The sequence below is a fragment of the Agathobacter rectalis ATCC 33656 genome (genome assembly GCF_000020605.1).
GTDB classification, from domain to species: Bacteria; Bacillota; Clostridia; order Lachnospirales; family Lachnospiraceae; genus Roseburia; species Roseburia rectalis.
Genome location: NC_012781.1, coordinates 1,657,978 through 1,678,899, shown reverse-complemented (window position 1 = coordinate 1,678,899; position 20,922 = coordinate 1,657,978). Strand labels below are relative to the sequence as shown.

23 protein-coding genes are annotated in these 20,922 nt (G+C 40.3%); all 23 read left to right on the top strand.

Annotation, left to right across the window (positions count from 1 at the left end):
* Window positions 1–22: 22 nt before the first annotated feature.
* The 23 genes from EUBREC_RS08095 (at window position 23) to EUBREC_RS07985 (ending at window position 20,921) form a co-directional block, all read left to right on the top strand.
* On the top strand, window positions 23–736 hold the full coding sequence (locus EUBREC_RS08095) for a flagellar hook capping FlgD N-terminal domain-containing protein (protein ID WP_012742643.1): 714 nt from the start codon (window positions 23–25) through the stop codon (window positions 734–736).
* 8 nt (window positions 737–744) lie between these two features.
* A complete protein-coding gene (locus EUBREC_RS08090; protein WP_012742642.1) occupies window positions 745–1,125 on the top strand; it encodes a TIGR02530 family flagellar biosynthesis protein in 381 nt (126 codons plus the stop codon).
* Window positions 1,126–1,209: 84 nt separating this feature from the next.
* Window positions 1,210–2,643 carry a flagellar hook protein FlgE gene (locus EUBREC_RS08085; protein WP_012742641.1) on the top strand — a complete coding sequence of 478 codons (1,434 nt, stop codon included), beginning with the start codon at window positions 1,210–1,212 and terminating at the stop codon, window positions 2,641–2,643.
* 159 nt (window positions 2,644–2,802) lie between these two features.
* On the top strand, window positions 2,803–3,594 hold the full coding sequence (locus EUBREC_RS08080) for a motility protein A (RefSeq protein WP_012742640.1): 792 nt from the start codon (window positions 2,803–2,805) through the stop codon (window positions 3,592–3,594).
* The gene (locus EUBREC_RS08075) at window positions 3,594–4,421 is read left to right on the top strand and encodes an OmpA/MotB family protein (protein WP_012742639.1); all 828 of its coding nucleotides are present in this window, start codon (window positions 3,594–3,596) and stop codon (window positions 4,419–4,421) included. Before EUBREC_RS08080 ends, EUBREC_RS08075 begins: the two co-directional genes overlap by 1 nt.
* A 17-nt stretch (window positions 4,422–4,438) precedes the next feature.
* Complete coding sequence (locus tag EUBREC_RS08070) at window positions 4,439–4,960, top strand: flagellar basal body-associated FliL family protein (RefSeq protein WP_041254050.1); 522 nt, start codon at window positions 4,439–4,441, stop codon at window positions 4,958–4,960.
* Window positions 4,961–5,038: 78 nt separating this feature from the next.
* Window positions 5,039–6,019 carry a flagellar motor switch protein FliM gene (gene fliM, locus EUBREC_RS08065; RefSeq protein WP_012742637.1) on the top strand — a complete coding sequence of 327 codons (981 nt, stop codon included), beginning with the start codon at window positions 5,039–5,041 and terminating at the stop codon, window positions 6,017–6,019.
* Between the two features lie 3 nt (window positions 6,020–6,022).
* Window positions 6,023–7,237 carry a flagellar motor switch phosphatase FliY gene (gene fliY, locus EUBREC_RS08060; protein ID WP_012742636.1) on the top strand — a complete coding sequence of 405 codons (1,215 nt, stop codon included), beginning with the start codon at window positions 6,023–6,025 and terminating at the stop codon, window positions 7,235–7,237.
* Window positions 7,238–7,278: 41 nt separating this feature from the next.
* Complete coding sequence (locus EUBREC_RS08055; RefSeq protein ID WP_012742635.1) at window positions 7,279–7,665, top strand: flagellar biosynthetic protein FliO; 387 nt, start codon at window positions 7,279–7,281, stop codon at window positions 7,663–7,665.
* Complete coding sequence (gene fliP, locus EUBREC_RS08050) at window positions 7,658–8,557, top strand: flagellar type III secretion system pore protein FliP (RefSeq protein ID WP_012742634.1); 900 nt, start codon at window positions 7,658–7,660, stop codon at window positions 8,555–8,557. Before EUBREC_RS08055 ends, fliP begins: the two co-directional genes overlap by 8 nt.
* Before the next feature lie 11 nt (window positions 8,558–8,568).
* Complete coding sequence (gene fliQ, locus EUBREC_RS08045; RefSeq protein WP_012742633.1) at window positions 8,569–8,847, top strand: flagellar biosynthesis protein FliQ; 279 nt, start codon at window positions 8,569–8,571, stop codon at window positions 8,845–8,847.
* A gap of 8 nt (window positions 8,848–8,855) precedes the next feature.
* Complete coding sequence (fliR, locus tag EUBREC_RS08040; protein WP_012742632.1) at window positions 8,856–9,635, top strand: flagellar biosynthetic protein FliR; 780 nt, start codon at window positions 8,856–8,858, stop codon at window positions 9,633–9,635.
* On the top strand, window positions 9,622–10,770 hold the full coding sequence (flhB, locus tag EUBREC_RS08035) for a flagellar biosynthesis protein FlhB (RefSeq protein WP_012742631.1): 1,149 nt from the start codon (window positions 9,622–9,624) through the stop codon (window positions 10,768–10,770). The genes fliR and flhB overlap by 14 nt, the downstream gene beginning before the upstream one ends.
* Before the next feature lie 83 nt (window positions 10,771–10,853).
* Window positions 10,854–12,896, top strand: a complete 2,043-nt coding sequence (gene flhA, locus EUBREC_RS08030; RefSeq protein WP_012742630.1) for a flagellar biosynthesis protein FlhA — start codon at window positions 10,854–10,856, stop codon at window positions 12,894–12,896.
* Window positions 12,897–14,141 (top strand): flagellar biosynthesis protein FlhF, encoded by a 1,245-nt coding sequence (gene flhF / locus EUBREC_RS08025; RefSeq protein WP_012742629.1) that lies wholly within the window; start codon window positions 12,897–12,899, stop codon window positions 14,139–14,141.
* Window positions 14,141–15,019, top strand: a complete 879-nt coding sequence (locus EUBREC_RS08020; RefSeq protein ID WP_012742628.1) for a MinD/ParA family protein — start codon at window positions 14,141–14,143, stop codon at window positions 15,017–15,019. The genes flhF and EUBREC_RS08020 overlap by 1 nt, the downstream gene beginning before the upstream one ends.
* Before the next feature lie 20 nt (window positions 15,020–15,039).
* Window positions 15,040–15,774 carry a flagellar brake protein gene (locus EUBREC_RS08015; RefSeq protein ID WP_012742627.1) on the top strand — a complete coding sequence of 245 codons (735 nt, stop codon included), beginning with the start codon at window positions 15,040–15,042 and terminating at the stop codon, window positions 15,772–15,774.
* 4 nt (window positions 15,775–15,778) lie between these two features.
* Window positions 15,779–16,840, top strand: a complete 1,062-nt coding sequence (locus EUBREC_RS08010; RefSeq protein WP_012742626.1) for a protein-glutamate methylesterase/protein-glutamine glutaminase — start codon at window positions 15,779–15,781, stop codon at window positions 16,838–16,840.
* 1 nt (window position 16,841) lies between these two features.
* Complete coding sequence (locus EUBREC_RS08005) at window positions 16,842–18,962, top strand: chemotaxis protein CheA (RefSeq protein WP_012742625.1); 2,121 nt, start codon at window positions 16,842–16,844, stop codon at window positions 18,960–18,962.
* A gap of 14 nt (window positions 18,963–18,976) precedes the next feature.
* A complete protein-coding gene (locus EUBREC_RS08000) occupies window positions 18,977–19,447 on the top strand; it encodes a chemotaxis protein CheW (RefSeq protein WP_015516404.1) in 471 nt (156 codons plus the stop codon).
* Between the two features lie 70 nt (window positions 19,448–19,517).
* A complete protein-coding gene (locus EUBREC_RS07995; RefSeq protein WP_012742623.1) occupies window positions 19,518–20,138 on the top strand; it encodes a chemotaxis protein CheC in 621 nt (206 codons plus the stop codon).
* Window positions 20,139–20,155: 17 nt separating this feature from the next.
* Complete coding sequence (locus EUBREC_RS07990) at window positions 20,156–20,641, top strand: chemotaxis protein CheD (RefSeq protein ID WP_012742622.1); 486 nt, start codon at window positions 20,156–20,158, stop codon at window positions 20,639–20,641.
* A 1-nt stretch (window position 20,642) separates the two neighbouring features.
* Window positions 20,643–20,921, top strand: coding sequence for a hypothetical protein (locus EUBREC_RS07985; protein WP_012742621.1), 279 nt, complete (start codon window positions 20,643–20,645; stop codon window positions 20,919–20,921).
* Window position 20,922: the final 1 nt, after the last annotated feature.

Genomic DNA, 20,922 nt, shown 5'->3' with positions numbered 1-20,922 from the left:
GTGTCATGAAAAAGGAGGACAAATGGCAATTACAGCAAATGTTACAAACGGAAAGCTAGACAAGACAAATACTACTCCGACACAAAACAGAAAAACAAGCAGTGCAAAAGCAAGTGGCTCAAATCTTGGCTATGATGATTTCTTAAAGCTTTTAAGTGCAGAGATGCAGTACCAGGATCCGCTTGAACCAACAAGCAACACCGACTATGTGGCACAGATGGCTACATTCTCACAGCTGGAGGCAACTCTTTCTATGAAAGAATCCATGTCATCGTCATATGACCAGACTACAAAGAGTGCAGCACTTTCACTTGTAGGCAAGGAGGTTATTGTTACTGATAAGGATAGTGCTTCCGGATACTACAGTGGCAAGGTAGACTATGTCACATATAAGGATGGCAAGATTCAGCTGTCTATCAATGAAAAAATGTATGACTACTCTAGTCTCTATTCTGTATCAACGGATGAGTACTACGATGCAATTGTAAACTCAAGTACATTTTCAAGTCTTATAGCAAAGCTTCCAAAGATAGAAAATCTGACGATAGATTCAAAGGACAGCATAGAGGAAGCAAGAAAGCTGTACGACGGACTTTCAGATTATGGCAAGCAGTTTATAAATGCCAGTGATTACAGCAAGCTTCAGGCTTATGAGGATAAGCTTAAAGAGCTTATTGCGGCAGATAAAAATAATCAGGCTGACAGTAAAGAAAACGATACGAATCAGACTGCGTGAGGTGGATTATGAAGAATATCATTAATAATTACTCATCCATAGAGCAGCTGACAAATCAATATCTAAATAAGCAAAAATCTACAGAAAAAAAGATAAATGGTATATCCTTTGAGGAAATATTAAAGCAGCAGACACAGCCGGTTAAATTCTCAAAGCATGCATCAATGCGGCTGACACAGAGAAATATTAATCTTTCCGACGACCAGAGCATGCGTCTTCAAAAGGGGATAGCAGCTGCAGATAGCAAGGGTGTAAACGATTCACTGGTGCTTGTAGATGATATTGCGTTTATAGTAAATGTGCCAAGTAAGACCGTTGTCACTGCAATGGACCAGGCGGAAACTAATTCAAATGTATTTACAAATATTGATGGCGCGGTAATTATGTAGCCGGACCTTTTAAGGAGGCAGAGGGCTTTTGAATGACAGAAAAAGCCCATACCGTCCATCTATACTATAGGAGGACAAACAACTATGATGAGATCACTTTATTCTGCTGTGTCAGGACTCAAGACACATCAGACAAGAATGGATGTTATTGGTAACAACATCGCAAACGTAAATACTGAGGCCTTTAAGGCATCTTCAGTGCGTTTCAGTGAGATTATGTACCAGACTACATCGGGCGCTTCGGCCGGAAACGGAGCCGCCGGTACCGGTGGAAAAAATGCAAAGCAGATAGGTCTTGGTGTAAAGTCGGGTGCCACTGCTGTAAATATTACCGGAGCCGGTTCTGCTGAGACTACCGGTAATCCATTTGATCTTAGATTAAATGACAAAAACGCGACTAACTTTTTTGTGGTAAGTGATGGAACAAACCGTCTTTTCACCCGTGCCGGCGATTTCTATGTAGATGGTAACGGCTATTTATGTATGAGCTCTACAGGATATACATTGCAAGGATGGCAGGTAGATGCAAAGGGCACCGTGATAAAGGATACGGTATCATCACTGCAGGTAATGTCGTCTGCCACTAAAACCTCAGCTCCGGAGGCTACAACAAAGGCATATGTATCAGGTGTGCTTGATAAAAATGATGCCCAGGCAGCCGACACCGGAAGAATCATCACTATAGGCTTTTTTGATGACCTGGGATACAACTATACTGCAAAGTTTGGTATTAAAAAGACAAATACCGATGGTACATATGATGTAACGCTTAAGGATATCGTTGATTCTAAGGGAAATTCAATATTTGATGTGGACAAGGATGGTAATTTTATTACAAGCCAGGGACCAAACGGACAGACAATGTACTCGTATAAAGGAAGGGCTGTAGATCCCCAGACTATATTTGAGGACGCTTCGCTCGTTTTTGACCAGAGTGAGGGTACTTTTACATCAATTTCAAGTGCAAATTCACCGGCTGCAAAGACAATAAACCTGAATCTTTCCGTCTTAAACACACAGGATGCCTCAATCAACGGAAGTAATTTCAGTAATATAGAAGTGGATTTCAGCAAATCCATGAACTATAATAATAACGGAACCTCTACTATCGGAGGTATGAACGGTGACTTGCAGGGCGATGGCAAGGGAAAAGCACTCGGAGCACTTACAGGCATAACTGTCAGTGACGATGGTAAGATATACGGTTCATATGACAATGGTAATACAGTTTTACTCTGCCAGATAGCTGTGGCACAGTTTGCCAATGCATCAGGTCTTGAAAAAATCGGAGACAACTGCTATCAGAGCACATTAAACTCAGGTGAGTTTGATGGAATAGGAGTTGAAATATCAGCTGACGGAGGCTCTATCTCATCAGGAGAGCTTGAGATGTCAAATGTAGATTTGTCTTCACAGTTTACGGATATGATAGTAACTCAGCGTGGATTTCAGGCAAACTCACGTGTCATCACTACATCTGATACACTTCTCGAGGAGCTTATCAATCTTAAGAGATAATAATTTCGCAAGGTATTGGGGGATGGCTTAGGTCATTTCCCAATATTTTGTGTATTTTTTATTAAAAATATTATTTTTACATAGACATTTACACTAAAATTTAGTAGAATTATAACTAAGGTCATTCGACAAATATTTATTTATGGAAGGTGTGTATAAGTGGATATAGCATCTCTTTTAGGAGTAATTCTTGGTATCGGAATGGTTTTGTTCGGTATCATTCAAAATGGTGGGGTACCTGCATTATTAAACTTTCTTGATGCGCCCTCTGCAATTATCACGATAGGTGGTTCACTCTCGGCTGTGCTTTGCTCTAACAAGCTATCGGGCTTTATAGCCGGAATCAAGTCATTTGCACTTCCTTTTAAGGAAAAGAGCGTAGACCCTGGAGAGACAATAAATAAAATAATAGAGCTGTCAAATGTCAGCCGTAAGGAGGGACTTTTAGCCCTCGAGGAAGCTGCCGGCAGTATAGACGATGAATTCTTAAAGAAGGGTATTATGCTTGTAGTAGACGGTACGGATGCAGAGCTTGTGAGAGGCATTCTTGAAACAGATATGCTAAGCATGGAGGAACGTCATAAGAAAACAATTTCTTTCTGGGAATTCTGGGGAGAGCAGGGTCCTGCCTGGGGTATGATCGGTACACTTATCGGTCTTATCAATATGCTTAAAAACCTTGAGGATTCTTCAACAATAGGTCCGAATATGGCGGTTGCCCTTGTTACTACATTCTACGGTTCGCTTATTGCCAACTGGCTTTGCGCCCCATTTGCTAACAAGCTTAAGGCTAACAATGAGCTTGAGCTCACTCTCAAGACTCTTATCATAGAAGGTCTGCTTTCCATTCAGGCGGGTGAAAACCCACGAGTTATTGAGGAAAAGCTCAAGTCCTTCCTTTCACCTGACAAGAGAGAGGCTCTCTCACCAGAAGGCGGAGGTGAGGAATAGTGGCGAAAAGGAGACCTGAGGATCCGCCAAAGGGAGCACCGGCGTGGCAGTCAACCTTCTCGGATCTTATGAACCTGCTTTTATGCTTTTTCGTGCTCTTGTTCTCTATGTCAACTGTTGACGCTGAGAAATTCCAGCTGGTCATTGCATCACTGACAAGCAGTGTTAGTGTTTTGCCGGGAGGCAGCACATCTATCGGTGATGGCAGGCTTGTTGGAGCAGGAGTCAGCCAGCTTGAGTTTTTGGATAAATATTACAATGATCTGGCCAATTCCAAATCGACAACTGAAAGCACCACAGAGGGTGATGACAAGAATGCCGAAGAACAGTATGAGCAGATGGAGCTTTCTGAATCTGAAAAAATGTCAGAGCAGATAGAAAAACAGCTCGAAAACACTAGCTTACAGGATGCTGTGGAAGTGGATTTCAATGCACAGTACGTGCAATTGAGTCTGAATGGAGCCCTGTTGTTTGAATCGGGTAAGGCTGATGTAATGGAAGAGGCATATCCGGTAGTGAACAAGATTTCATCTATTTTAGCTGCATATCAGGATAATCTGATAGAGATTGAAGGGCATACTGATAATGTTCCGGTTTCATCACGTTCCAAGTATGAGAGTAATGATGTGCTTTCTATGTACAGAGCACTGAGCGTTGCAAATTACATCAGGGACAATACAAGCTTAAACCCTGCCCATATAAAGTCATCCGGAAGAGGAGACTATGATCCGGTTGCGGACAACTCTACTCCAGAGGGAAGGGCCAGGAACAGACGTGTAGAGATTAAGGTGTATAATTCTTACAATTCAGAGTTCAATACCAATTAATCCGGAAAGGAATGCATATGAAAAAGAATTTAATTTCAGTACTGATTTTAGCACTTTGTTTTGCAAACCTTGTGCTTACAGCACTGCTTATATTTACAATTATACCTGAGACAAAAAAGGCAAACAATCTGATAGACCAGGTGTGTGAGGCTATATCACTAGACTTAAACAGTGGCACTGCAACTAGTGGTTCACAGCTGCCGCAGGATCAGATTGTTGATTATGCACTTACAGCCGATGATGATACACTTACCTTCAATTTTGCCCCATCTGAGGATGGCAATACACATTATCTTGTTTGTGGCATATCACTTTCACTCAACAAAAAGAGTGACGGATATAAGACCTACGGTGAGGATTTGTCCGCCAAGAAAAATGTTATCTTAGCAGACATTACAGACATAATAGGCGATTACACAATGGAACAGTACAACACCGATAAGAGTGCTGTTCATGATAAGATTCTCAAAACTCTCCAGAAGAAATTCGGAGCAGACTATATAGTAGATGTAAATATTGTATCTTCGCTTACCCAGTGATGATTTCTTTACAAATACTTATGCCGGTATTAAAACAGGCAGATATTTAATAATTTGGATACAGGTGGTGATTAACAGATGGGTGATGTTTTATCTCAGAGTGAGATAGACAATCTGCTCAATGCCCTAAGCAGCGGCGAGCTTGATGTAGATGAAATAAAAGAGAATAGTGAACAGACGGTGAAAGACTATGATTTCGCCCGCCCATCTAAGTTTTCAAAGGAACATCTAAGGACCCTTGAAATAATATTTGAGCATTATGGAAGGCTTCTTACAACAAACCTTCCCGTTTATCTGCGAAAGTCAGTGCAGGTAGAGGTGATGAATTCGGAGGCAGTTACATACTCAGAATTCACAAATGCGCTTTCAAATCCGGTGCTGCTTGGCATTGTCAACTTTGCGCCGTTGCATGGGAATATAATAGTTGAAATGGCTTCCGGTCTTGGATATGCTATTGTAGACCGTATGCTTGGCGGAAGGGGAGATTCTCTCGATAAGACGAGAGAATTTTCAGAGATTGAGCTTTTGATTATTGAGCGTATTTTAGTTATATGCATTAATCTGCTCCAGGAGCCGTGGCAGAATGTACTTGATATAAGCCCTCATTTAGAGCGAATTGAGACCAATTCCCAGTATGCTCAGATTATATCTCCCAGCGAGGTGATAGCTATTATCACTATGAATATAAAGATTGGTGATGTTGAGGGATTGATGAATATATGTCTGCCTTATATCACACTTGAATCTGTTATAGATAAGCTGAATACCAGATACTGGTATTCTAACATACAAAATCATGATGAAACCAACTATAGAAATGCCATAGAAAGCCTTATTCAAAAATCACAAATACCGGTCAAAGCGGTACTTGGCAAGAGTCTTATATCAGTAAAGGATTTTTCTACGCTTGTGCCGGGTGATGTAATAAGACTTGACACCAATGTGGATGATGAGTTGGACATTTATGTAGGAAATATCAAAAAGTTTACTGCACTACCTGGTTCTTCCGGTGATAAATATGCGGTAAGAATTACATCAGTAGTCAGAGAGGAGCAATAAATCATGGATGGAGTTTTATCGCAGGAGGAAATAAATGCATTGTTAAATAACAACGATGCGGCGGATTCGAGCGATGAGATATTGACAGAATCCGAAAAGGATGCGATTGGAGAGATTGCCAATATCAGTATGGGAACAGCTGCAACCACGCTGTTTTCACTTGTAAATAGAAGAGTAGAGATTTCTACTCCTGTTGTTTCTTTTTCAAATTGGGACAAAATTGTTGACGAGTATGAAAAACCGTGTGTGTTTATCAAAATCGGATACACACAGGGGTTAAATGGAAGCAATATTCTCGTACTCAAAGAAAAGGATGTAAAAATTATAACCGACCTTATGATGGGTGGAGATGGAACGAATATAAATGGTGAGATTGGAGAGCTGCACCTTAGTGCTATCAGTGAGGCAATGAACCAGATGATGGGTTCTTCCGCCACATCTCTTTCGTCTATGCTCAATCGTACTATCGATATCAGCCCTCCTATCGCAGAGGTTGTTGATTTAAAAAACACCTTAAACGAGGGTGAAATTGACAGCTTCCTGTCTGAAGAGTTTGTAAAGATTTCCTTCCATATGGAGATTGGGGATCTAGTAGACAGCGAGATAATGCAGCTTTACCCACCGGCATTTGTAAAGGAAATGTGTAAGGGGGTATCTCAGAATATGGAGCTTGATACACAAAGTGTGACAGAGGATGTTCCTCAAAGTTCAAACACCGCCACACAGGCTGCGCCTATACAACAGCCACAGGATAGTGGCAGCATGAATAATGCTTCCGCAAACAGTCAGGGCATGATAAACGAAAATATGATGAATTCGAATATGAATAGTCAGAATATGATGAATCAGGGAATGATGAACCAGAATATGGGGGCACAAAATATGATAGGCAATCAGGTTAATGTACAGAACGCTCAATTCACCCCTTTTGGAGCCATGCCAAATCAGGTCTACCAGCCTGAAAACATTGATTTAATCATGGATGTTCCTCTTGAAGTGACAGTTGAGCTTGGACGCACCAAAAAATCCATTTCCGAAATACTCGATTTCGGTCCGGGCAAGATCATAGAGCTTAATAAGCTGGCAGGAGAACCGATAGATATTCTTGTAAATGGTAAATATGTAGCTAAGGGCGAGGTTGTTGTAATTGAGGAAAGCTTTGGTGTACGAATCACTGAGATAGTCAATTCAAAGATAAACACCGGAAAGACAAAATAGTTTCAGCTGACATTTAATCAATACTATGCAGAGGAATTAAAATGATATTAGCAGCAACATCACTGGACAGCTTTGTCCAGCTCATCACAGTTTTAATAATTTTTGTTTTTGTGCTTATCCTGACATATTTTACCACCAGATGGATGGCGGGTATCCAGAAGGGGCGAAGCTTTAATAAGAATCTTAGAATTATTGAAACAATAAGCGTCGGAAATAATAAGATGATCAGTATTGTTGAGGCAGGCACAAAATATATCGTTGTTTCAATCGGAAAGGATGATGTGAATTATCTCACCGAGCTTAAGGAGGAGGAATTAAAGGATTTATCATTTAAGGATCCTCAAAGCATGACGCAGAATCCGGAATCCTTTTCAGCAATTATGGATAAATTGAAAGAAAAGTACAGTAACAGGAGCAGACATGAATAGATTCATGAAGAAATTCAAGGCTGTATATTGCAATGCATCATTTATTTTTGCAATTGCAGTCCTTATGGTAACAATTTCATTATGCATATTTTATCCTGACAGTGTAAATGCAAGTCAGAGCCCCTCACCATCCGGTGATATCAGTACAAATGATGTGACAAACGATTTGGATGACGTTAAAAGTCTTGACAGTGGTGACAAGGATTTAGCCGATGCCACCTCTGACAGCACAAACGGTCTGAACATATATTACAACAATGAGTCAGGCTCTCTGTCCACACCTGTCAGGATGTTTTTGGTGCTTACAGTATTATCTTTAGCACCTTCTATTCTCATCATGCTGACTTCTTTTACAAGAATTATTATCGTACTGCATTTTGTCAGAACAGCTATCGGTACCCAGACAGCACCGCCTAATCAGGTTCTTGTCGGTTTGGCTTTGTTTTTGACACTTTTTATTATGTGGCCGACTTTTTCACAGGTAAACGAAAAGGCTATAAAGCCCCTTGATGAGGGTAAAATCACCCAGCAGGAGGCTATAAAGGAGGCTGAGGGACCATTCAGGGAGTTTATGTATGGGCAGACACAGACTAAGGACATAAAGCTGTTTGTGGATATCTCAGGAGATGAGTACGATGACTATGATGATGTACCTTTTACAACACTTGTTCCGGCCTTTATACTTAGTGAGCTTAGAACAGCCTTTATATTAGGCTTTTTAATATACATTCCGTTTATAGTGATAGATATGGTTGTTTCATCAGTGCTAATGTCAATGGGTATGATGATGCTTCCACCGACAACCATCTCGATGCCGTTTAAGGTACTTTTGTTTATCCTTGCGGATGGCTGGGATCTGGTTATTGGTAATCTGGTCAAGACGTTTTACTAGGAGGTGTACATATGATTACCCAGGAAGCTGTTTTGGATATTGCCAGAGAGGCAATTTATACTACAATCATTACATCAGCTCCGCTTTTGCTTATTTCGCTGATTGTCGGACTTATAGTCAGTATATTTCAGACAGTTACGTCAATTCAGGAGCAGACACTTACATTTGTGCCAAAAATAATTGCAATTTTTCTTGTGATGATGCTCTGTGGCTCATGGATGCTCGACACTATGTCCGGATTTATGACTGATTTGTGGTCCAAATTCAGTTATTATATAAGCATGGGATAGGATGATATATGATTAATTATTCTTTTTCTATTGCAAATTTTGAATATTTTTTGCTGATTCTGGTGCGTATTGCATCATTTGTGTACATAGCTCCGTTTTTTGGAGATAATGCGGTTCCGGCACGTGTCAAGACCGGCTTATCAGCCTTTGTTGCTTTGTTTATGTACAATATCATAGAAAGACCACAGCTTTCCTATGTCAGTGCAGTAGGTTTTGCTGTACTGGTCGTAAAAGAAGGAATTACAGGACTGCTCATAGGTTTTGCGGCCAATATATGTAATTCCATTGTTATTTTTGCGGGAAATCTGATTGATATGGATATAGGTCTGTCCATGGCAACAGAATTCAATCCATCGATGAATTCAGAGACAACAGTTACAGGTAATTTCTACTATTACGTAGTTCTTGTCCTGCTTCTTGTATCTGATATGCACACATATCTTATAAGGGCAGTTTGTGACTCCTTTTCAGTTGTACCGCTTGGAGGTGCACAGTTTCAATTTGACAATATGCTCTCTACCATGACTAAGTATATGGGCGATATGTTTGTAATAGGCTTCAGGATATTTCTTCCGGTCTTTGCGTGCATGATGATAATGAACTGTATACTGGGAATCATGGCAAAGGTTGCGCCTCAGATGAATATGTTCTCTGTAGGTATCCAGTTAAAAATTATAGCAGGATTTATTGTATTATTTTTGATAGTATATCTAATTCCGAACATTGCTAATTTTATTATTACAGAAATTAAGACTATGGTGGTTTCGATAATTGATGGAATGTACTGACAGTTTAGATGAATTTTCCAAATTGCATACAGTGTTGTGCTACAATCTGCAATGGTTTGCACAGGATGGCGAGGGCGGCGAGAAAACAGAGCCGGCAACTGAAAAGAAGTTAAAGGATGCCAGGGAAGAGGGCAAGGTAGCAAAAAGCAAGGAGCTTACAGCTGCCTTTGATCTTATAGTGCTGTTTTTAGTATTAAAGATATTTATATCCTTTGTAGGGGGCAATCTGATTGGATTGTTTTCTACTGTATATAAAAAAATGCCTGACTTTTTAAAGGAGTCACAGGAGCAGATTTCATCTGTTTCGGTCACGCATTATTTAAATAATGTAATACTTCAGTTTTTACTGACTGTGCTGCCGTTTTTTGCTTTCGGAGTTGTAATCACGATTCTCGTGAGTATCATCCAGGTTGGATTTAAAATATCCACTAAGCCTATGGCTCCAAAGCTTAGCAAGTTTAATCCCATAAACGGATTTAAGAGGATACTGTCAAAGGACTCCATCTTTGAGCTTCTTAAGTCTGTACTAAAGGTAGGAATCATTATGTATGTGGCTTATTCCTCTGTTAAATCACATCAGAATGATATATTTATACTCTATGAGCTTCCGCTCAAACAGGCAATAGTACTGATTGGTGATATCATCATAAATACCGGTCTTAAGATCAGTATTGTCTATATGATAGTCGGTATTGCTGACTTTGCTTACAATAAGCACAAGTTTAACAATGATATGAAGATGACCAAACAGGAGGTCAAGGATGAGTTTAAAAATACAGAGGGAGATCCGGCCATTAAGGGTCAGCAGCGTAAACGTATGCAGGAGGCTTCACAGCGAAGGATGATGCAGGATGTGCCAAAGGCTGATGTTGTCATCACCAACCCTACTCACTTTGCTGTTGCAGTAAAGTACGATGCTCAAAAAAATGATGCTCCGGTAGTGGTCGCAAAGGGTCAGGATTATGTGGCGCAGAAAATAAAGGAAATAGCAAGAGACAATAATATCCATATAGTCGAGAATAAACCTCTTGCACGAATGCTCTTTCACAATGTGGATCTTGGAGCTGAGATACCGCCTGAGCTTTATCGGTCAGTTGCGGAAATACTTGCCATGATTTACAAGGAAAATAATTAGATTAATTTATTATTATAAAACAAAAAGATAAATACGGACTTTATATATGCAGTCCGTGATTTAACGGAAAGGAGGAATAGAATATGTTAAAAAAGACAGATTTAGGTGTTGGATTATATCTGTTATGTGCTGTTTTGTTTTTTATCATACCTATTCCATCCTTCCTGTTAGATGTTATGCTTGCATTCAACCTTTCAATAGCACTCATCATTCTTTTTAAGGTGCTTTTTGTAAAAGAAGTGCTTGATATGTCATTTTTCCCGACACTATTACTGTTTACGACTATATTCAGGATTTCACTTAATGTCTCATCTACCAGGCTTATTTTATCAACCGGAAACCCGGGTGTGGTTGTAAATGTGTTTGGTCAATTCGTCGGTGGAGGTAATTTAGTCATCGGTGCAATCGTTTTTATAGTGCTCATTATCATCCAGTTTGTTGTTATCAACAAGGGATCTGAGCGTGTTGCTGAGGTAACTGCACGATTCACGCTCGATGCTATGCCCGGCAAACAGATGGCTATTGATGCCGACTTAAACACAGGAGCCATCACTGACAAGGAAGCCAAGGCTCGCCGTGATAAAATCCAGAAGGAGTCAAGCTTCTACGGAGCTATGGATGGTGCTACAAAGTATGTAAAGGGAGATGCAGCAGCCGGTATTATTATTACACTTATCAACCTGGTTGGAGGCACCATAATGGGTGTTATGTTCCAGGGGCTTGATGTAAATGAGGCTATACAGAAGTTTGGCCTGCTCACAATCGGAGACGGACTTGTTTCACAGATACCGTCTTTACTTATATCTCTTTCGACCGGTATTCTTGTCACAAAAGGCTCCAATGAGAATGATTTTTCAGGAGAGCTTTTAGGCCAGCTCTTTGGCACAGCCAAGGTGCTTTATATTGTATCAATTGTACTTGTGGTTTTAGGTATACTCACACCTCTTCGCAATGAGTGGTGGCTCTTTATTGGGCTTGCGGTGGCTTTTTTTGTAACAGGTAAAAATCTGGATAAAAAAGCCGGTATTGAGAGCATAGAGGATGAGACCGCACAGGCTGAAAGCGATGCCGAGGAAATACGAAAACCCGAAAATGTCGTTTCACTGCTGCAGGTTGACCCTATTGAGCTTGAGTTTGGCTATGGTATCATTCCTCTTGCAGATGTAAATCAAGGAGGGGATCTGCTTGACCGAGTTGTAATGATAAGGCGACAGATTGCTTTAGAGCTTGGAACTGTCGTACCTATCATACGATTAAGGGATAATATACAGCTTAATCCTAATCAGTATATCATCAAGATAAAGGGCATACAGGTAACAGAAGGTGAGATACTTTTTGATCACTACATGGCTATGAATCCGGGCTATGTGGAGGAGGAGATAACAGGTATTCCTACATTTGAGCCTTCATTCCATCTTCCGGCCATATGGATTACGGAAAGTCAAAGAGAGCGTGCTGAGAGTCTTGGATATACAGTTGTAGATCCGCCATCGATTATAGCTACTCATCTGACTGAGGTTATCAGATCTCATATTGCAGAGCTTCTCACCAGACAGGATGTACAGAATCTGGTCAACAATCTCAAGGAATCAAATCCTGTCATTGTGGACGAACTCATACCAAAGCTGCTTGGTCTTGGTGAGATTCAGAAGGTGCTTCAGAATCTTTTGAGCGAGGGAATTTCTATTAGGGATCTGCTTACAATTTTTGAGACGCTTGCCGATCACGCACAGACCACCAGGGATACAGATGTACTTACGGAATACGTGCGCCAGGGCTTAAAGAGAGCTATATCAAGTAAGTATTTTCCTGCAAATGAGACCACAAGTGTCATCACACTTGACCCTGCTGTGGAGCAGGAAATTATGTCATCTGTTAAACAGACAGAGCAGGGCTCTTACCTTTCTCTTGATCCTGACAGGATAAAGGCTATTATCAAATCTGTTGAAACAGAAATTGGTAAGTTGGAAAGTTTGGGAAAGAGTGCTATTATTATTACATCTCCAATTGTTAGAATGTACTTTAAGAAAATGACTGAGGATTATTTCAAGGATCTCATTGTGTTATCCTACAATGAGGTTGAATCAAATGTTGAGCTTCAGTCGGTAGGAATGGTGACTGCATAAATGACTATTAACAAATTCACTGGAAAAACAAAAGAAGAAGCAATTGAATGTGCAAAGCAGGCCTTTGGTCCAAATGCTGTGATTATGAATATCAAGGAGATTAAGCCAAAGGGATTATTTGGTATATTCAAAAGCTCAACTTATGAGGTGACTGCGGCTATGGATGAAAAAAAACAGACACAGACAATAACGACCTCGCAGCTTGCAAGGACTACACTCCCGGGTAAAATTGATTACAAGGCAGATGAAGAAATAAAGATGCCTTCATTCGCCCCAAAATCTGCATCTGAGACCTTAAAACCTACACCTGCACCGGCAGCCCCAAAGGCGGCTGAACAGACCAGCGATATTGAACAGGAAATCAAGGAGCTTGATTCCATTGCCAAAATGATGGAAAGCACATTTGATAAACCTCAAAATAAGGAGCCTTCAAAGCCTCAAAGTGCACAGGAACTTAAATTTGTCCGCATTTTATACAAGACACTGCTGGATAATGAGGTGGATGAGAAATATATCAACCAAATTCTTGATGAAATCGAGAAATTCCTACGTCCCGGTAACAGTCTCGATGTGATTTTATCAAATGTATACCAGAAACTCATTTTAAGATTTGGTCAGCCTGAAACTATAAAGGTAAACGGCAAAAAACCAAGAGTTGTTTTCTTTGTCGGACCGACAGGCGTTGGCAAGACAACCACAATTGCTAAAATTGCTTCAAAATTCAAGGTTAATTATAATAAAAATATCGCATTTATCACTGCTGATACATACAGAATAGCTGCAACAGACCAGTTACGTACATTTGCAAATATTCTGGATACACCTTTGTCTGTCATTTATACTGCCACAGAGTTAAATAGTGCGGTGGCTGAATATGAGCAGGCAGATGTGATTTTTGTTGATACAGCGGGCTTTTCACACAAGAACGAGACACAGCGGAATGATATGAGAGCACTTCTTGCAGGTCTATCACCTGAATATGAGAAGTCGGTATATCTCGTCTTAAGTGCTACAACCAAGTACAGGGATCTTATATCTATAATTGATTCCTATAAGGATATTGACGATTACAAGCTGATATTTACAAAGCTTGATGAAACCTCATCATATGGCAATTTGTTAAATATAAAGCTATACTCTGATGCCGGTATATCATATGTCACGAATGGACAAAACGTTCCGGATGATATAGAGGTATTTGATACACAAAAGATTGTCAAACAATTACTCGGAGGCAGACAATAATGGACCAGGCACAGCAGCTTAGAAATGTTATTAAGCAGCGTAATCAAAATTATATAGAACCGGCCCGTGTTATTACCATTACAAGCGGCAAGGGTGGTGTAGGCAAATCCAATACCTCTGTCAATCTGGCAGTCTGGCTCAGCAGACTCGGAAAGAGAGTAATTATTTTTGATGCTGATTTCGGTCTTGCCAATGTCGAAGTGATGTTTGGTGTTATTCCTAAGTATACTCTTGCTGATGTAATATATGAAAACCAGACTATAAAGAGCATCATCTCAAACGGACCTTTGGGCATTGATTTTATTTCAGCCGGCTCAAGTGTTGTAGGGCTTAATAATCTAAACCACAAACAGATTCATTTCATTGTCTCTGCAATAAATGAGTTGAACAGTATGTATGATTTTATCATAATTGATACCGGTGCAGGAGTGTCTGAACAGGTCATGGAATTTGTTGCGGCCAGCAACGAAATTGTGTTGGTTACAACCCCGGAACCTACCTCAATCACCGATTCATATTCATTGCTTAAAGCACTGTATAAGAGACCTGATTTCGACCCGTCAAAAGTATGCATACGCGTTATATCCAACAGGGCTGCGTCAAAAGAGGATGGCAGTATAGTGTTCAACAAGATTAATTCCGTTGTTATGCAGTTCTTAAACGGAAGTCTTGAGTATCTGGGATATGTGCCGTCTGATGCAATGGTTGAAAAGGCTGTCAGGCAGCAGAAGATACTTTCAATTTATGATCCGACCTCAAAGGCTGCACGGTCATTTGAAGAAATTGCAAAAAGACTTTTGGATAATGAATCTGCTGCTTTGGATGAGAAAAGAACAATCTCACATGTTTTTTCAAATTTTTTTAACAGAAAGCAATAGTTAATTTAAGAGGAAGACATATGGAATATACAAGTTTGATTTTTCCGGGTGACAAAATTGATATCTTTGCATCCGGTTTATCCGATAACAGCACATCATATAAGAGCAGCTTTTCTGACAAGCTAACAGACAGCATGTGGGAAATAACTATGCCTGTTGACAGTGGCAGAGTGGTTTTATTTCAGCTTGGCACGCAATTTGACTTTATAATATACACACAAAACAAAACTATACTAAAAAGCTCTGCTATAGTCAGACAGCGTTATCGTAAAGAAAATATGTATTTTCTTGCTATAGAGCTTATAAATAATCTGGAAAAGATACAAAGACGTCAGTTTTTCAGACTTCCATGTACTATAGACATGGATTTTTATGAAGTCAGATACGATGATAAAGCTGAGAGTGAGCTTGAGTTTTGCAAAAAGATGTATAAGAATCATGCAATCAACAGCAAAAATATGAATACTGTCAAATCGGTTATCCTTGATATAAGTGGAGGAGGCATCAGATTTTCTCTAAGCACACCTCTTGAAGAAGGTACATATTTTATGGCTCAGTTTTCTTTAGCACTTGAGGAGTGTACACAACAATTCAATATAGTTTGTAAGGTAATAAACTGTACTCAGTCTTTGGACTATGCAGACAGATATTTTGCACGTTCAAAGTTTATTTTCGACCGCATGACAGAACGGGAGAAAATAGTCAGATTTGTGTTTGAAGAAGAAAGACGCATAAGACGAAGAGAAATGGAGTAATAATATGAAATCTAACATTTTAATAGTTGATGATTCTGCACTACTGAGAAGGGTTGAGTGTGATATAATCAATTCAGACAATAAATTACAGGCAACTGATACATGTAAGGATGGACTGGAAGCACTTGAAAAGCTCCGTACACAAAAGTACGATGCTGTTATTCTTGATATAAATATGCCGAGGATGAATGGTCTTGAGGTGCTTTCACATCTGCAGAAGGAGAGCATAAAAACACCTGTTGTGGTGGTAAGCACTCTAACCATAGAGGGAGCAGATGAAGCTATCAAATCTTTAGAGCTTGGTGCCTTTGATTTCGTCACAAAACCAAACAATATCATAGAGGCAAAGGGAAACCAGTTTAAGGAAACTCTGCTCAGGGTTGTGTATGCAGCCGTTAGAATCACACCTGCTCATAGTGCTTCACGCAATCTCACAGTTGTTGAGAAGAAAGCCGGTGCTATTGTAAACAAACACAAGGCAGCAGGCAGCAATAAAATAGTAGCAATTGCATCATCTACAGGTGGTCCAAAGGCACTGCAAAGTGTAATACCGTTTCTTCCGGCTGAACTTTTGGCACCGGTTGTTTTAGTACAGCATATGCCTGCCGGCTTTACAAAGAGCATGGCTGAGCGCCTTAATGAGCTAAGTCAGGTTCAGGTGAAGGAGGCTTCAAACGGTGAGGTGCTTAAAAACGGAGTAGTGTATATAGCTCCGGGCGGTACACATATAGCTATAAAGAAATCAGGCGCTTCACATGTTATATCATTTAATGATATGCCACCTATCAGCGGACTCAAGCCTTGTGCCAATATCATGTTTGATTCACTGACATCCTCTAATTATGATGAGGTTGTATGTGTGGTACTCACAGGTATGGGGGCAGACGGCACGAATGGCATTCTTTCACTTGGCAAATCAAAGCCTATCTATGTCATTGCACAGGACGAGAAATCAAGTGTTGTGTATGGCATGCCAAGAGCCATCTATGAGGCAGGTGTGGTTGATGAAGTCGTTACACTATCAGATGTTGCCAAAGCAATCACAAAAAATGTGGGGGTAAAATAAAATGGATGTTAGCCAGTATCTAGATATTTTTATTGATGAAAGTTCGGAGCATATTCAGACATTGTCTGACTGTATCATGACTCTTGAGCAGGAGCCGGAAAACAAAGACACTATAAATGAGATTTTCCGTGCTGCCCACTCCTTAAAGGGTATGGCAGGTACAATGGGCTTTAAGCGCATGCAGCACCTTACACATGATATGGAAAATGTATTTCAGGAGGTCAGAAGCGATAAAATTAAAGTTGACAGCTCAATGATTGATCTGCTCTTTAAGTGCCTTGACGCTATAGACAGCTATGTTGAAAATATTAAATCCACATCTGATGAGGGTACTGATGATAATGAGGTTATCATAAAGGAACTCAACGATTTTATTGCAAAAGCAAACGGACAGACTGTAAGCAAACAGGCTGAGCCTCAAGAAAAGGCTGCTGAAGCTGAAACAAAGGATTCATCAGATGCATCTGACAGTGCACTTGATACAATTGAACTGACAGACAACGAGAAAAAATTAATTGACGAGGCAATTTCAGCAGGCCTTAAAATATACGGCATGACAGTTACCGTAGCAAGCGACTGTCTGCTCAAAGCAGCAAGAGCTTTCCTTGTTTTCAAGGCAGTTGAGGAGCTGGGACAGATTCTGGTTTACAGACCAAGCTCACAGGATATTGAGGATGAGAAGTTTGATTTGTCATTCAGCTTTTATGTTGCATCAGGTGAGGGTTTTGATAAATTGGAGCATGCAGCTTCCAACGTATCTGAGATTGATAAGGTTGAGGGAAAAGAAATCACCGAGTTTCACCTGGAGGGTGAAGCAGAGCAGACAGCACAGGCTTCTGAAGAGACAAAAAAGGCAGATAAGGAAGAAAAAGAGGAAAAGACTCCTGCTGCAAAGACAGAATCTTCAAAGCCAAAAACTGCAAATAACTCTCAAAAGCAGGCTGTTTCTCATAAAAAAGCTACTACAAGCCGAACAGTCAGAGTAGATATCGAAAAGCTTGATATGCTTATGAATCAGGTGTCTGAGCTTATTATTGCAAAGAACTCTCTTGTAGCCATGAGCTCATCTGATGGAGAAAACAATAATAACCAGTCATTCCATGAACAGATTGAATATCTGGAAAGAATTACGACCAATCTCCATGAGTCTGTCATGAAGGTACGAATGGTTCCTATTGAAAGTGTTACACAGAAATATCCTAGAATGATAAGAGATCTGTCTCGTACTCTGAATAAGAAGATGAATCTTGTCATAACCGGTGAAGATACCGAGCTGGACCGTACAGTTGTGGATCAGATCGGAGATCCTCTGCAGCATCTGCTTAGAAACAGTGCTGATCATGGACTTGAAAGCAATGAGGTCAGACTTGAGCGTGGAAAGCCAGAGGTAGGTACTATTTTCTTAAATGCATACCAGGAGGGCAACAATGTTGTCATAAAGGTCGGAGATGATGGAAACGGAATCGATACCGAAGCCGTAAAGAACAAGGCTATCGAGCGTGGCATAGTCACAGCTGAACAGGCTGAAAATCTATCTCAGAAGGATATCATCAACTTCCTTTTTATGCCAAGCTTTTCAATGGCAAAACAGATTACCGATATCTCCGGACGAGGAGTTGGTCTTGATGTTGTTAAATCCGGCATTGAACAGCTGGGTGGTGATGTATCGGTTTCAACCGAGCTTGGTAAGGGTACTACATTTACTGTACGTCTTCCTCTTACTCTTGCAATCATTCAGGCTCTCATGGTAGAGATCCGTGATGAAATATATGCCATTGCGCTCGGCTCTATCTCAAATATAGAGGATATTCCTGTGAAGGATATCAAATATGTACAGGCTAAGGAAGTTATTCACCTGCGTGGAAGCGTTATTCCAATCATCCGCCTCGATAAGATGCTGGACATTGAGCCAAAGGAGCAGGAGCCGGATCATCTTACTGTAGTAATTGTCCAAAAGGGAGATCAGCAGGCAGGTCTTGTGGTTGACAATCTCATTGGACAGCAGGAGATTGTAATCAAGTCTTTAGGAAAATACATAAACGGCAACAAGCTTATCAGCGGAGCGACAATACTTGGAGATGGTGATGTAGCTTTGATACTTGATGTAAATACACTTATGTAATGGAGGGGAAGTACATGCCAGAAAATGAATTTGATATACAGGAAAAAGAAACAAAGCAATATATTTCAGTCAAAATAGGCGAAGAAAAATTCGGAATTGATATTGGCTATGTTGATAATATCGTCAGAATGCAGAAGATTACAAGAGTGCCAAAGGCGCAGAAGTACTTTAAGGGTATCATAAATCTGCGTGGTGATATCGTTCCGGTAATGAGTGCCCGCATAAAAATGGGACTGGACGATGATGTATATACATCATCAACCAGAATAATTATCCTAAAGCTTGAAGAAAAGGGTGAGATAGGTCTTATTGTCGATGAAGTTTGTGAAGTTGTCACACTTGTGGTTGATGAAATAGATAAGCCTAATATAGATGCTTCATCTACAGGCAAGGAACTGTTCATAAACGGTATAGGTAAAAACGGAGATGAACTGATTTCTCTGTTTGAAATAGGCTCAATAGTCTCAGATAAGGACGCTAACTGATTTGCAGCAATGTATAGTGAGGTATAAAAGCCTCACTATATAAGTTTTAACAAATAAAAGGGTGAATACAATGAGTGAATTTTCTTTAGATAATGTCAATTCGATGTATATGGATGTCCTTAAGGAAATCGGAAATATAGGTGCCGGCAATGCCACGACAGCGATTGCCGGCATGCTTGGCACTACCATGAAAATGGAAGTTCCAAGAGTTCTGTTAATGGATGCGACAAAGCTTGGAGATGCCATATGTCCGGAGGAAGAGACAATAGTGGGTATATTTCTTGAGGTTACCAACGATATCTCCGGCAGTATGATGTTTCTCATGAAGCTTCCGGCAGCACACTTTCTGGTAAACAAGCTGATGGGCAGACCACAGGACTATAACGAGCCATTTGATGAGATGGATTTATCTGCCATGAAGGAGATTGGCAACATAATAGCAGGCGCATATTTGTCAGCGCTTTCAACTATGACAAATCTTAAAATACTACCTTCCATTCCGTATATTGCTGTAGATATGGCTGCTTCCATATTAAGTGTGCCGGCAATTCAGTTTGGACAATATGGTGACAATGCACTTTTTATAGAGACGGAGTTTGGTGATGATATAATGATGAACGGATACTTTATCCTTATGCCTGATCCGGATTCATATGATAATATTTTATCGGCTTTAGGAATTAGTTTTTAGTATTTAGGAGAATCCATATGGCAAGTACTATTAAAGTATCAATGGCAGACCTTAAGGTTGCCAAAGCCCCTGATTCTCTGACCACACTTGGGCTTGGTTCATGCATAGGGCTCACCCTTTATGATCCGGCTTCAAAAATCGGTGGGCTTGTACACTATATGCTGCCTGACAGCACCAAACTTAGAAATAACACAAATATAGCCAAGTTTGGCGATACGGGAATTAGGGAACTTTATAATCAAATGATAAAAAATGGCGCGAATCCCAGACGAATGGTTGCAAAGATTGCCGGTGGAGCTAAGATGTTTGAGATGTCAGGCAATTCTACAATCGGAAATGTTGGCGATCGCAATACCGATATGGCCAGGCACGTGCTTGCAGAGCTGAAAATTCCTCTGAAGGCACAGGATACCGGTCTTAATTACGGAAGAACTGTTATACTTGACTGTGAAACCGGTGACTATATCATCAAAGCAGTCGGAAAAGAGCAAAAGGTGATTTAACATGAAGAATAATTTATTACCATCTCTTGTTATGCTTTTAGCCGGCTTAGTATGCAGTATTATATCCCTGCGGCAGGGCGTTGATCTGATGAGCTTTACAACAAGACTTTTAACTGTGCTTGTAGTATTCTATATAATCGGAGCGATACTTAAAGTAATCCTAAGCTGTGCATTTAAGGCAATGGAAGACAGGCAAAAGAAAGCTGAAGCGGCCGAAGCAAAGACTGATGATTCCGAAGTCTTTGATAATGATGATGACAATGATAAGCCAATTAGCTAGC

What these genes read in the sequence shown, in the direction of transcription:
- EUBREC_RS07990 (WP_012742622.1), top strand. Translation starts at nt 20,156, where the DNA reads ATGGCAAGTACTATTAAAGTATCAATGGCAGACCTTAAGGTTGCCAAA.
- fliP (WP_012742634.1), top strand. Translation starts at nt 7,658, where the DNA reads ATGAATAGATTCATGAAGAAATTCAAGGCTGTATATTGCAATGCATCA.
- flhF (WP_012742629.1), top strand. Translation starts at nt 12,897, where the DNA reads ATGACTATTAACAAATTCACTGGAAAAACAAAAGAAGAAGCAATTGAA.
- EUBREC_RS08010 (WP_012742626.1), top strand. Translation starts at nt 15,779, where the DNA reads ATGAAATCTAACATTTTAATAGTTGATGATTCTGCACTACTGAGAAGG.
- EUBREC_RS08085 (WP_012742641.1), top strand. Translation starts at nt 1,210, where the DNA reads ATGATGAGATCACTTTATTCTGCTGTGTCAGGACTCAAGACACATCAG.
- flhB (WP_012742631.1), top strand. Translation starts at nt 9,622, where the DNA reads ATGGAATGTACTGACAGTTTAGATGAATTTTCCAAATTGCATACAGTG.
- fliM (WP_012742637.1), top strand. Translation starts at nt 5,039, where the DNA reads ATGGGTGATGTTTTATCTCAGAGTGAGATAGACAATCTGCTCAATGCC.
- EUBREC_RS08015 (WP_012742627.1), top strand. Translation starts at nt 15,040, where the DNA reads ATGGAATATACAAGTTTGATTTTTCCGGGTGACAAAATTGATATCTTT.
- fliR (WP_012742632.1), top strand. Translation starts at nt 8,856, where the DNA reads ATGATTAATTATTCTTTTTCTATTGCAAATTTTGAATATTTTTTGCTG.
- EUBREC_RS08055 (WP_012742635.1), top strand. Translation starts at nt 7,279, where the DNA reads ATGATATTAGCAGCAACATCACTGGACAGCTTTGTCCAGCTCATCACA.
- EUBREC_RS07995 (WP_012742623.1), top strand. Translation starts at nt 19,518, where the DNA reads ATGAGTGAATTTTCTTTAGATAATGTCAATTCGATGTATATGGATGTC.
- flhA (WP_012742630.1), top strand. Translation starts at nt 10,854, where the DNA reads ATGTTAAAAAAGACAGATTTAGGTGTTGGATTATATCTGTTATGTGCT.
- EUBREC_RS08020 (WP_012742628.1), top strand. Translation starts at nt 14,141, where the DNA reads ATGGACCAGGCACAGCAGCTTAGAAATGTTATTAAGCAGCGTAATCAA.
- EUBREC_RS08000 (WP_015516404.1), top strand. Translation starts at nt 18,977, where the DNA reads ATGCCAGAAAATGAATTTGATATACAGGAAAAAGAAACAAAGCAATAT.
- EUBREC_RS07985 (WP_012742621.1), top strand. Translation starts at nt 20,643, where the DNA reads ATGAAGAATAATTTATTACCATCTCTTGTTATGCTTTTAGCCGGCTTA.
- EUBREC_RS08070 (WP_041254050.1), top strand. Translation starts at nt 4,439, where the DNA reads ATGAAAAAGAATTTAATTTCAGTACTGATTTTAGCACTTTGTTTTGCA.
- fliQ (WP_012742633.1), top strand. Translation starts at nt 8,569, where the DNA reads ATGATTACCCAGGAAGCTGTTTTGGATATTGCCAGAGAGGCAATTTAT.
- EUBREC_RS08095 (WP_012742643.1), top strand. Translation starts at nt 23, where the DNA reads ATGGCAATTACAGCAAATGTTACAAACGGAAAGCTAGACAAGACAAAT.
- EUBREC_RS08090 (WP_012742642.1), top strand. Translation starts at nt 745, where the DNA reads ATGAAGAATATCATTAATAATTACTCATCCATAGAGCAGCTGACAAAT.
- EUBREC_RS08005 (WP_012742625.1), top strand. Translation starts at nt 16,842, where the DNA reads ATGGATGTTAGCCAGTATCTAGATATTTTTATTGATGAAAGTTCGGAG.
- fliY (WP_012742636.1), top strand. Translation starts at nt 6,023, where the DNA reads ATGGATGGAGTTTTATCGCAGGAGGAAATAAATGCATTGTTAAATAAC.